The organism is Arthrobacter sp. 1088 (assembly GCF_031455315.1).
In the GTDB taxonomy this organism is placed as follows: Bacteria; Actinomycetota; Actinomycetes; order Actinomycetales; family Micrococcaceae; genus Arthrobacter.
On the sequence record NZ_JAVDSM010000017.1, the window covers coordinates 12,656 to 23,605 of the forward strand.

The 10,950-nt window shown below is 61.5% G+C and carries 11 protein-coding genes; 7 read left to right on the forward strand and 4 right to left on the reverse strand.

Annotated elements, in window-relative coordinates; all coding sequences use genetic code 11:
- Positions 1–44 precede the first annotated feature (44 nt).
- The 5 genes from J2Y41_RS20810 to J2Y41_RS20830 are packed head-to-tail and all read left to right on the forward strand — an operon-like array spanning position 45 to position 5,377.
- The gene (locus J2Y41_RS20810; RefSeq protein ID WP_309931365.1) at positions 45–1,415 is read left to right on the forward strand and encodes an MFS transporter; all 1,371 of its coding nucleotides are present in this window, start codon (positions 45–47) and stop codon (positions 1,413–1,415) included.
- Complete coding sequence (locus J2Y41_RS20815) at positions 1,412–2,377, forward strand: NAD(P)-dependent oxidoreductase (RefSeq protein WP_309931367.1); 966 nt, start codon at positions 1,412–1,414, stop codon at positions 2,375–2,377. The genes J2Y41_RS20810 and J2Y41_RS20815 overlap by 4 nt, the downstream gene beginning before the upstream one ends.
- Positions 2,374–3,504, forward strand: a complete 1,131-nt coding sequence (locus J2Y41_RS20820) for an alcohol dehydrogenase catalytic domain-containing protein (RefSeq protein ID WP_309931370.1) — start codon at positions 2,374–2,376, stop codon at positions 3,502–3,504. Before J2Y41_RS20815 ends, J2Y41_RS20820 begins: the two co-directional genes overlap by 4 nt.
- Positions 3,501–4,448: an aldo/keto reductase gene (locus J2Y41_RS20825; RefSeq protein ID WP_309931373.1), complete on the forward strand. Its 948-nt coding sequence runs from the start codon at positions 3,501–3,503 to the stop codon at positions 4,446–4,448. Before J2Y41_RS20820 ends, J2Y41_RS20825 begins: the two co-directional genes overlap by 4 nt.
- Before the next feature lie 38 nt (positions 4,449–4,486).
- Positions 4,487–5,377, forward strand: a complete 891-nt coding sequence (locus J2Y41_RS20830) for a DMT family transporter (RefSeq protein WP_309931374.1) — start codon at positions 4,487–4,489, stop codon at positions 5,375–5,377.
- Between the two features lie 16 nt (positions 5,378–5,393).
- Here J2Y41_RS20830 and J2Y41_RS20835 read toward each other — a convergent pair whose 3' ends face one another.
- The 4 genes from J2Y41_RS20835 to tcuA form a co-directional block, all read right to left on the reverse strand.
- Positions 5,394–5,636, reverse strand: coding sequence for a hypothetical protein (locus J2Y41_RS20835; protein WP_309931378.1), 243 nt, complete (start codon positions 5,634–5,636; stop codon positions 5,394–5,396).
- A 182-nt stretch (positions 5,637–5,818) separates the two neighbouring features.
- The gene (locus J2Y41_RS20840; protein WP_309931380.1) at positions 5,819–6,616 is read right to left on the reverse strand and encodes a CoA ester lyase; all 798 of its coding nucleotides are present in this window, start codon (positions 6,614–6,616) and stop codon (positions 5,819–5,821) included.
- Entirely contained in the window at positions 6,616–7,878 is a 1,263-nt protein-coding gene (locus J2Y41_RS20845; protein ID WP_309931382.1) for a CoA transferase, read from the reverse strand. The genes J2Y41_RS20840 and J2Y41_RS20845 overlap by 1 nt, the downstream gene beginning before the upstream one ends.
- 90 nt (positions 7,879–7,968) lie before the next feature.
- Positions 7,969–9,465: an FAD-dependent tricarballylate dehydrogenase TcuA gene (tcuA, locus tag J2Y41_RS20850; RefSeq protein WP_309931384.1), complete on the reverse strand. Its 1,497-nt coding sequence runs from the start codon at positions 9,463–9,465 to the stop codon at positions 7,969–7,971.
- Positions 9,466–9,628: 163 nt separating this feature from the next.
- Between tcuA and J2Y41_RS20855 the strand changes: the two genes are divergently transcribed.
- Together J2Y41_RS20855 and J2Y41_RS20860 are read left to right on the forward strand one after the other, a co-directional pair.
- A complete protein-coding gene (locus tag J2Y41_RS20855; RefSeq protein WP_309931386.1) occupies positions 9,629–10,255 on the forward strand; it encodes a GntR family transcriptional regulator in 627 nt (208 codons plus the stop codon).
- Between the two features lie 37 nt (positions 10,256–10,292).
- Positions 10,293–10,901, forward strand: coding sequence for a TetR/AcrR family transcriptional regulator (locus J2Y41_RS20860; RefSeq protein WP_309931388.1), 609 nt, complete (start codon positions 10,293–10,295; stop codon positions 10,899–10,901).
- The last annotated feature ends 49 nt before the right edge of the window (positions 10,902–10,950 follow it).

Sequence of the window (10,950 nt, forward strand, 5' to 3'; positions counted from 1 at the left end):
GATTCATCCCCAACAATTTTTTCTCTCAATGAAGTGAGGATCCTGTGAATACACAAGAGGCATCCGCGGCGCCTACCGCGAAAATGATCCGAAGGGTCACGATGGCCGGCGCCATCGGAACTACTGTCGAGTTCTACGACTATTTCATCTACGGCACGGCCGCTGCCCTAGTGCTGAACAAAGTCTTCTTCCCCAACGTTGACCCGCTCATCGGCACACTGACCGCCTTCGCCACTTTCGGTGTCGGCTTCGTAGCCCGCCCCTTCGGCGCCGTGGTCTTCGGACACCTCGCTGACAAGGTCGGACGCAAGAAGATGCTCGTGGCCTCCCTGCTCCTCATGGGCTTCGCCACCTTCGGCATGGGCCTGCTGCCAACCTTCGATCAGATCGGGGTCTGGGCGCCCATCCTCCTGGTTGTCCTCAGGCTTTGCCAAGGCTTCGCCGTCGGCGGTGAATGGGGCGGGGCAACTGTTCTAGCCACAGAATTCTCCCGGCCGGAACGACGCGGCCTGGTCGGCAGCATCGTCCAGATCGGCTCCCCTGCCGGCCTGCTCCTGGCCACCGGCATGTTCGCCCTCATCACCCAGTTGCCCGAAGACCAGCTCATTGCCTGGGGATGGCGGATTCCATTCCTCTCCAGCCTCGCCCTCGTCGCTATCGGCCTGTACATTCGCTTGAACATCCTTGAATCCCCCGAATTCGAACGGGCAAAGAAAGAACTCAAGCTGGAGGACTCCGCCGAACGCAAAATACCGGTGGTAGAAGTGTTCCGCACGTCCTGGCGCAGCCTGCTCGTTGCCATGGGCGCCCGTTTCGCCCCCGACATCGGCTTCTACATCGCCGGCACCTTCATTGTCAGCTACGGCAAGAACATGGGCTACTCGGCATCCATGATTCTCACCGCCATCACCGTCGCCGCAGCCCTTGAAGTGATCGTTGTCCCGATCTTCGGCGCACTCTCGGACAAGGTCGGCCGCCGTAAGGTGTACATGATGGGAGCCCTCTTCTGGATCGTCTTCGCCTTCCCGTTCTTCTGGCTCGTGAACACGGGATCTACTCCCCTCCTGTGGCTGGGCATCATCCTTGCCTTCGTCCTGGGACACGGAGCAATGTGGGCTGTCGCAGCATCCTTCTACGCAGAACTGTTCCCCACACGCATCCGCACCACCGGAGCTTCCCTCGGTTACAACCTGTCGATTGTCTTCGGCGGAGGGCCGGCCCCGTTCCTCGCCGCTGCCCTGGTCGCGGCTACTGCCGGCGCCTCATGGCCGGTATCCATCTACCTCATCGCCGCCGGCACCATCACATTCGTCGCAGTGCTTCTGGCCAGGGAGACCGTACGCCGTGACCTCGGTGAGGAAGGGGAGCCGGTCGCAGGACCCGTACATTCCACGAAAGCAAGGACCACACGATGACTGTACTGATCACCGGCGGCTGCGGATTCATCGGCAGCCATATCGTCAAGGCCCTCACAAGGCAGGGCAAGAAAGTAGTTGCCTTTGACAAGTCCGTCAGGACCGCTGACGAAGTCGCCGGACCTGAACTGGCCCATCTGGTAACCATCGCCGAAGGCGACGTGACGGACTCGGCCGCAATCGCCACTATCATCCGCCAAAACCAAGTCACGGAAGTTGTCCACGCCGCGGCCGTCGTAGGTGTCGCCGCAAGCGCGGTCGGCCCCTCCCATGCCGTGCGAATCAACATCAACGGTGCGCTGGCGGTATTCGACGCCATCGTAGAGACCGGCAGCGTACGTCGCCTGGTAGACCTCTCCTCCGAGGAGGTCTACGGACACTTCACCCAGAACCCAATCACCGAAGATGCCACCCGGGCACCCATCTCCCCTTACGGCATCTCCAAGCTTGCCGTCGAACAGCTGGGCACCTACTACGCGGACCACCATGATCTGCCTTACGTAGCAGCCAGGCTGTGCTGGGTGTTCGGTCCCGGGTTCCCCCGCAACCGGGTCCCGAACAGCTGGTTGGAGGACGCCGCAGCAGGCGTCAAAAGTGACATGCCCAGGGGCGGAGACCAGCTCATCGATTTCACCCACATCGACGATGCGCTGGATGGAGTCCTTGCATTGCTTGAGGCCCCCCAGCTGCGGCACCGGGCCTATAACGTCGCTACGGGCCGCTCTGTAACGGTTCGACAGCTCTCGGACATCATCCGGGAGCAGAACCCGGGCTGGCAGGTAAAGCTGGGGGCCGGCGCGCTGGAGCTGGCACCGGGCGTTCTGGCAGCCCACAAGGGAGCCATGGACTGCGACCGCATCTATAGTGAAATTGGTTGGCAGGCCAAAACCTCCCTGGAGGAGGGCCTGGCCGAAACAACGACAGCCATCCTGGCGTCCCGATCGGAGCAAGTCGTCTCGTGAGTACAGCTACCCAGCATGGTGCCGGCACAGAGAGCAGTGTCGGCACCATCACGGCACTCGTCAAATCCGACCCCAGCCCTGGCCTAGGTAACGTGAGCGTGGCCCGGCTGCCGGAACCCACACCCGGGCCGCGGGATGTTCTCGTGGAGCTTATCTACGCAGGCCTGTGCCACACTGATGTTGCCATGGTGGACCGGGACGCCGCGGCACGCGGTGGCTACCGTCCCAGCTTTCCACTCACCCTCGGCCATGAGTTCGTAGCCCGGGTTGTCGAACTGGGATCCGCCGTTCCTGACATGATCGGGAACGGCGACGCCGACCCGGGCCTGCAGCCCGGGCAGCGTGTGGTGGGCGGAAGCCACGTCACCTGCAGGCGGTGCAGCCGATGCCTTTCGGGCCGGTCGATGCTCTGCGAGAACCTCAAGGTCCTTGGCCTTGATATCGACGGGATCTGCGCCTCACGTTTCGTCGTCCCGGCCGTCAATATCGTCCCGGTTCCTGACTCCGTCACCGACGAAACGGCGGCACTGGCGGAGCCCTTCGCTGTGGCAGTCCACGCCGTCGAACGGGCCAACTTCGATCAGTTTCCGCCGGGCTATCTTCCCCGGGTCGCCGTAGTGGGTCCGGGCACGGTCGGACTTTTGGTTCAGTGCGCCCTCGGGGAGTATCCGGTGACTATGATCGGCACACCGGCGGACGCCGACCAGCTGGCCCTCGCTCGCGATTTGGGTGCCACCGCCTGCCTTGCAATCGGTCCTGACGACTCGGTAGAGCAGGCCTTTGATGTGGTGATCGAGGCGGCCGGACACCACAGCGCTGTGGCAACAGCCGTAGCCGCGTGTACTGACGGGGGAACCGTCGTCTGTGTCGGGCTGCCGGCACAACCGACCCCTGTCGACACGGCAGACCTGGCCCGACGCGAGATCAACATCGTCGGCTCCCGGGCCTACGACCTCTCGACCTGGAAGATCATGGGAGAAAGGCTCGCCGCCGCGCCCCAGCTCGAACGCCTCATCAGCCATCGGCTCGGCTTCGACGACTTTGGCGCCGCCATCGAACTGCTCCGAAACCGTCAGGCAGTGAAGATCCTCCTCGATCCAGCCGCCCGAACCACGGACGCCTCATGACCGCCCAGCGCAACCGGATCGGTGCCTCGGACCTGGACGTTTTCCCCCTGGCACTGGGCGGTAACGTCTTTGGTTGGACGGCAGACACAGCCGAATCGTTCAACGTCCTGGACAGTTATGCGGAAGCGGGCGGAAACTTCGTTGATACCGCCGATTCTTACTCTTTCTGGGCGCCGGGAAACGAAGGCGGGGAATCGGAACTGATTCTCGGACAGTGGATGAAGTCCAGAGGAAACCGGAGCGACATCGTCGTTGCGACTAAGGTCAGCCAGCACCCCAGGTACAGGGGGATGGCTCCTTCTACGGTGGCCGCGGGCGCGGAAGCATCGCTGTCAAGGTTGAACATCGATGTCATCGATCTCTACTATGCCCATTTCGATGACTCCGACTCACCGCTGGAGGAAAGTGCCGCTGCCATGTCCGCCCTCGTTGATCAGGGCAAAGTCCGGTACATCGGCATCTCCAACTACTCCCCCGAGCGCATCCGGCGATGGTTGGACATCTGCCGCGAAAACGGGCTTCACTCCCCCGTTGCCCTGCAGCCCCAGTACAGCCTGATGGAACGGGGCATTGAGTATGACCTGCTTCCGCTGGCGGAGCAGGCGAAGCTCGGCGTCATGCCGTACTACAGCCTGGCCCGTGGTTTCCTCACCGGGAAATACAGGAGTGGAGAGCCTGTAAACAGCCCGCGCGCCGGCGCCGCACAGGCTTACCTGGACGGTCGCGGCGAAAAGGTGATGGATGCGCTTGAAACGGTGTCGCGTGCGCACGGCGTGGCGCCCGCAACGGTTGCCCTCGCCTGGCTGGCAGCTCAGCCCACAGTTACAGCCCCCATTGCCAGCGCACGGAATCTAGAACAGCTGACAGCCCTGGTTGCCCATGCAGACTTGCGCCTTTTCCCAGAGGAGCTTGCGTTGCTGGATGACGCATCGCGCCTGCATTGACCAAGGCGAATCTAGGGCCTGGCGGGCCAGGAAACGCCTTGTCAACCCTCTTGCAGTATGCCTGCACGGCGGCCGTTTGGGGTGCTAGCTTCCTGTTCATCAAGGTGGCTGTGAGCGGGTTGTCGCCAGCACAGGTAGTGCTGGGTCGGCTGGTGGGCGGAGCAATGCTCTTGGCCCTCCTCATGCTCGTCACGGGACGGAAATGGCCCAGAGGAACGGTGTGGCTTCACTTCTTTGCGATGGCATTCATCATGTGCGTTGCACCGTTCCTTCTGTTTTCCTGGGCCGCGCAATCTCTTCCCTCGGGTTTGTCCAGCATTTTCAATGCCACGACCCCGATAGCTACCCTGCTTCTCGCCCTTGCGGTGTTGCCCGACGAACGGCTCACCAGAGCCAAAACAATCGCGCTTTTTGCCGCTGCCGGCGGCATCATCCTCGTGCTCGCCCCCTGGCAGTTGTGGGGCGCTGCTGCTTCGACCTCTGTCCTCCCGCAACTTGCATGCCTCATGGGAAGTGTCATGTACGGAGTGGGCTTTATTTACTCACGGCGCTTCTTCCGTGCACACGAGTACGACTCCAGCACGGTGGCGGCGAGCCAGATAAGCTCCGCAGCCGTCATCATGCTGGTGCTGGCGCCGTTCCTTGCCAGGGACGCAGTTACCCTCTCCCCTCCCGTCGTTGTCAGCATGCTGCTCCTGGGAACAATAGGAACCGGTATTGCCTACGTTTGGTATAACAATGTCATGAACGCGTTGGGGGCAACGTTGGCCTCCACTGTCACCTACCTGACCCCGCTGGTCGCGGTGGTCCTCGGAATCACGGTGCTGGGGGAAAGACTGGCATGGTATGAGGTCGCCGGCGGCTTGGTAGTCATCATCGCTGTGCTAGTTGCCCAGAGCGGTACACTGCGTGGCTTTTTCCGGCGCTGACTGCCGCCCGGACGGGTCAGAGGCCAGGGAGATGCCCGGTCCGAACCTCAAAACCGGATGCAACGTCCACATACTCCCGATGAAATGGCCCTTCGGATGCGAGCCATAAACCGGAGCCATCGGGCATGACATCATCGACCAGCCCGTGCCGGTACATCTCCCCTTCGAGCCACACCTCGACCTTCTCACCGATGACGGTTTTCCACTTCTTGTTGTTGCGGGCCTCCCGCCCCGAATGTCCGCGACCTGTTGAACGCATTGCATGCCTCTACTGTGAGTTGAGCTCCGGGCGCCCGGAGTCTGACTGAGGTGGTTAGTCCGTTTCCGGACCCGTGCAATAGTGGCAATCGCCGTCGGTCCCCCAACCACAGCAAAAGCCTTCGCCGGTCTGGCGGGTGTCCGCTGTCGATTCGGGGTGTGCTGCAGTCGTTGTCACGTAAGTCACCCTCTGTGCTCTGCGAGCAGCAAAATCTTCCGGGCCCGCTCAGCGACGGGAAGATCGACAAATTCTCCTCCGGGAAGCTGGATGGCCTCGCCGTTGGCGTCCGTGAACGCCTTGGTGACCTCCAATGCCCAGGCCACTTCCCGTTCGCTTGGTGTAAAGACCGAGTGCAGGGTGGCGAGTTGGTTAGGGTGAACGGCCGATTTGCCGCCGAAACCTAGAACCCGGCTCAACTCGGCTTCGCTGCGAAGCCCGTCGGGATTCTGTAAGTCCGGATACACGCTGTCGATCGGTGCAGCCAGGCCTGCGGCGCGAGAGGCGACCACCAAATGGGACCGCACATACTGCAGGGGAACGGCACCCTCACCTGTTCCCAAATCAGTCCTCAGGTCGATGCCGCCCAGGGCCAGATGGGCGACCTGCGGTTCACTTGCCAGCGCAAATGCGTTCAACACTCCTTTGGCGGACTCGATCGCGCAGATGATTGGTTTACCCGGCGCCCTTTCGGCGACCCAGCGGACGTCCTCGACAGTTTCGGCTTTGGGGATCCGTATTCCAGATGCTGCGGCGGAGACAGCCCGCAGGTCTTCTTCGGCGAGGCTGGTGCCCGCGGCGTTGATCCTCACCCATGCCCGGTGTTGGTGCAGTGCCGCCACAACAAGCTCCCTCGCCCGGGCCTTGTCCGTGGGCGGTACTGCGTCTTCGAGGTCCAGGATGACCTCGTCGGCGCCACGGTCGAAGACTTTGCCGAGCAGTTTTTCGTTGTGTCCGGGGGCGAAGAGCCAGCTTCTTGTCATCAGATCACGCCTTCCTTGCTGAGTTGATCGAGGCGCTCTGCGTCGTAGCCGAGAAGGTCGCCGTAAACGGTTGTGTTGTCCTGGCCAAGTCTGCGGCCTGGAAATTTGATCTGTCCGGGTGTGCCGAGCATCCTGAAGATGAGGTTCTGCATCCGCACTGGACCCAGATCCTCATCCTCTACTGTGGTGATCGATTCGCGTTCAATGACGTGCGGGTCATGCATCAGTTGTTCTACGTCGTAGATTGGGGCCAAGGCGGCGCCCACGCGCTCAAACTCACGGCTGACTTCGTCAAGTGTCCTGTCAGCGATCCACGCTGACACCGCGGCGTCGAGCAAGTCGCCCCGTCGGCTCCGTTCACCGGCTGAGGAGAACCAGGGTTCCTCGACAAAGTCAGGCCTTCCCACAAGTCGCATCACACGTTCAGCCACGGAGGTTGCGCTGGCAGAAATGGCGACCCACCGCTTGTCCGCCGTCAGATAGGTGTTACGCGGGGCGTTGTTTGGTGATTTGTTGCCGTGCCGTCCGGCAATGGTGCCCAGCTGGTCATAGGCGGTGGGGCCGGGACCGAGAATCCCCAGCAGCGGCTCCAAAAGGGACATGTCTATGACCTGGCCCTTGCCGCTGGAGTTGCGCGCATAAATTGCAGTCACAACTGCGAACGCTCCGGTGATGCCCGCCACGCCGTCTGCCAAGCCGAAGGGCGGGAGGGTAGGCGGTCCTGTTTCTTCGCCTGTCTGGTGGGCGAAACCGCTCATTGCTTCGGCCAGGGTGCCAAAGGCGCGGCGCTGGGAGTAGGGTCCGGTTTGGCCGAAGCCGGTGACACGGAGCATGACAAGACGGGGATTTATCGTCAGCAGGTCGTCCTGGCCCAGGCCCCATCTTTCCAGTACGCCTGGCCGGAAGTTCTCTACGAGCACATCTGCCGTGGTCACCAGGTCACGAAGAATCTTCTGGCCTTCTGCTGTGCTGAGGTTGAGTGTCACCGTCTGCTTGTTACGTGAAATAACCTTCCACCACAAGCCCTGCCCGTCTTTGTTGGCACCGTGGGAGCGGGCGGGGTCACCCTTGGGATGTTCCACTTTGATGACTTCGGCGCCGAAATCCCCCATCAGCATGGCTGTGATTGGTGCCGCGTACACCGTGCTGATGTCCAGGACGCGGAGGCCTTCAAGCGGACCGCGGGCCTGCTGCTCCAGGCATGCCGCGCTATCCTTCGGGGATGGATCGGCTGGTTGGACTGTTTTTGACGTGTCATTCATGAAGGACTCCCTGACGATCATGCTGAATTCTGAAAGCAGCAAGCGGGCCGGAGACTGCCATCGGCACCGTCCGGCCCGCCGTGCAGTTCCTTACGCGAGGTTCCCGGCGCGGCGGCCGAAAACCATACCCGCTGCCAGCCCGGAGCCGCCCGGGTAGTTGCCGCTGAACAGGCCACCGAGCATCTCGCCACAGACATAGAGACCGGGAATGTGGTTGCCCTGCTCATTCAGAACACGGCCATCCGTGTCTGCCTTGAGCCCACCGAAGGTGAACGTGATTCCGCAGGTCACCGCGTAGGCGTAGAACGGACCCCTCTCGATCGGCGCTGCCCAGTTGCTCTTGGGCGGATCGACCTGTGCCTTCCGGCCGTCTTTGACGGTCGGATCAAAGATCACGCTGCGGTCAATCGATCCGTTGAACTCCGAAACCGTCTTCACCAGCGTCTCGGTATCGACATCGATCTTGGCTGCCAATTCCTCCAAAGTATCGGCCACCGTAACCGAGATGCCTGGCATGTCGTATTCCTCGGTGCGGAGCATAGGCCTAAGTTCGCTGTCGAAGATTTGGTAGGCGATGGACCCCGGCTGCTGGAGGATCACCTTTCCGTACTTGGCGTAGGTGTAGTTGCGGAAATCCGCCCCCTCGTCCAGGAACCTGCGCCCCTCGGAGTTGACGATGATGCCCAAGGGATAGCTTTGGCGGGTTAAACGGTTGGTGAGCTCACGGTTGCTTTCGTTCGTGGCGCAGAATGCATCCCACTGCACGCTGTGAGCCGTGCCCCAGTCACCGCCCTTGGCAGCCCCAATATTCAGCGCAGCCTGAATCAGGTCACCGTTATTGTAGGGCGTTCCGCGGACCTTGGCGTTCTCCCAGCCCTCGCCCAAATGTTCCCGGCGCCATTGGCGGTTCGATTCAAAGCCCCCCGCGGCGAGGATGACCGATTCCGCACGAAGTTCTTCGCGCCCGTCAGGGCCGTCGATCGCGACTCCAACCACCCGGTTGCTGTCCACGAGGAGTTCAGTAACGTGCTGGCCGTACCGGACCTCAATACCGAGTTTGGCGGCTACCCGGGTGTGGTCAGCGATGAGCCCTTCACCACCGCCGACGTTACCGACGTGCAGGCCACCCCAGAACAGGAAGGTCCCGTCTTCGCGCTCGTAGGCCTGACGCTCGTACATCAGGCGGTACTTGACGCCCAGCGACTGGAGCCAGCGGACGGTTGGCTGGCTTTCGGCCACAAGCACTTTCGTCAACGCAGGGTCGTTGCGGCCTTCCGTGACCTTTTCCAGGTCGGCGGCGTAATCCGCTTCGCTGTAGGGCGGTACTTCGGTGACGGTGTGCCGGTCGTCCGGTTCCACGAAGTCCTTTAGGTCCTCCAAGCCGGCATGACTGATGCGCGTGGCGCCAGCAGTGTAGAAACTGTTGCCGCCAGCCATGTCCTCCACACCGCGCTCAAGCAACACGACTTTGCGGCCCCGCACTGCGGCAGCGTGCGCAGCCGTGAATCCGGCGTTGCCACCGCCAACGACGATTACATCAGGCTGCTCGCCCGTCGGCCGATTGCCAAAAGTATTCCCGTTTTCCATGTCCTCATCCACTCCTGCATGTAGCTGTATACAGAGGTATACCTTACGCTGGTGCAATCCATTTGTCAGCCCTCCCATCAGTTTTTTCCCGGTTCTGACTGCCGCTCGCGGAGGGCGTGCTTAAATGTAGACATCTGCATACAACAAAAGGGGCGCAGCAGGATTGGCAACGAGTGTTTACGAAAGCATCCGGTCAGACATCATGTCTGGCCACTTTCAGCCAGGAGACGCCTTGGCCGAAAATGCGCTTGCGGGCCGCTATGGCATCAGCCGCACCCCCATCCGCGAGGCTCTGCAGAGGCTCGAGCACGAGCAGCTTGTTGTCCGCACGCCGCGGGGGGTGCATGTCAAGACTTCGACTCCCGAAGAGATTCTCGACATCTACGATGTTCGGATCACACTTGAAGGGGCAGCTTCACGCGCAGCGGCCGAACGCCGATCTGAATTGGACCTCATCCGTATTCGGGCAGCGCACGAAGCAATGAAGAATCTCTCCAGCGTGGCAGGCGGGGAACGCGCAGAGGCGAACAGGGTCTTTCACGAAGCCATTTGGGCCGCCAGCCACAGTCCCACTCTTGTTGACCTCTTGAACAGGTTGAACGTCCACTTGATCCGCTACCCCTCGACTACGCTCACGTTTGGTGGACGCTGGGAGGAGGCTGTCCTGGAACACGAACGGCTTGTTGATGCCGTTGCGGCCAGGGACGCTGAATCTGCGGCGTTGATCGCCGAGAAGCACATGCGCGGTGCCCGCGATGTCCGGCTTCAGATGTACGCCCTCCAGCGTTAGGCACCATTGGCCGCTGCAATCAGCGAAAGGGATTTTGATGGCAGGCAAGCTTCGCGCCGACACCCAGCGCACCCGGGATCGGCTACTGGACAGTGCCGGACGCCTGGCCGAAAGCAGGGGCTTTAACTTCTCTCTTCCTGAACTTGCACGGGAAGCAGGGGTCAGCACCGCGACAGCGTATCGGCACTTCGACGCTATTCAGCAGCTGCAGGCCGAGTTCTACCACCGCTCGTACGTCCAGCTCATGGAAGATCTCGAGGGCATTTTTGAAGACTTCTCCGGTTTTCGCCTTTTCAACGAGGTCTGCGGAAGGATCCTCAATCACTATGTGGCCTGGGCCCGCCCCGCGTCCATGATCCGGTCACCCCGCGGATACCTTGAGCGCTACCACGAGGGGGACAAGGCCATCAGGTGGAACTACGGCGTCCTCGAGCGTGTACTCAATAACCTCATCGAGCTCGGCATCGTGCCAGATCAAGACCAAGAGGCAGCGATACTGCTGTGGGCGACAATCTTCGACGAACGCGTCTACCTCGATTTCCGATTTGGCCGAGGACTCTCTGAAGAGGAGACCCGGCGGGTCATGTCGTTGTCCGTCCTCAGTCTGCTGCGAACACCTACGCTTGAGGCGAAGTTCACGGACTGACCCACAACCTCCGGAACCACGCTCACATGTGAGCGGGCCCTGGAATTGG

Coding starts and splice junctions, on each gene's coding strand:
- J2Y41_RS20815 (WP_309931367.1), top strand. CDS start 1,412: ATGACTGTACTGATCACCGGCGGCTGCGGATTCATCGGCAGCCATATC.
- J2Y41_RS20825 (WP_309931373.1), top strand. CDS start 3,501: ATGACCGCCCAGCGCAACCGGATCGGTGCCTCGGACCTGGACGTTTTC.
- J2Y41_RS20835 (WP_309931378.1), bottom strand. CDS start 5,636: ATGCGTTCAACAGGTCGCGGACATTCGGGGCGGGAGGCCCGCAACAAC.
- J2Y41_RS20840 (WP_309931380.1), bottom strand. CDS start 6,616: ATGACAAGAAGCTGGCTCTTCGCCCCCGGACACAACGAAAAACTGCTC.
- J2Y41_RS20845 (WP_309931382.1), bottom strand. CDS start 7,878: ATGAATGACACGTCAAAAACAGTCCAACCAGCCGATCCATCCCCGAAG.
- tcuA (WP_309931384.1), bottom strand. CDS start 9,465: ATGGAAAACGGGAATACTTTTGGCAATCGGCCGACGGGCGAGCAGCCT.
- J2Y41_RS20860 (WP_309931388.1), top strand. CDS start 10,293: ATGGCAGGCAAGCTTCGCGCCGACACCCAGCGCACCCGGGATCGGCTA.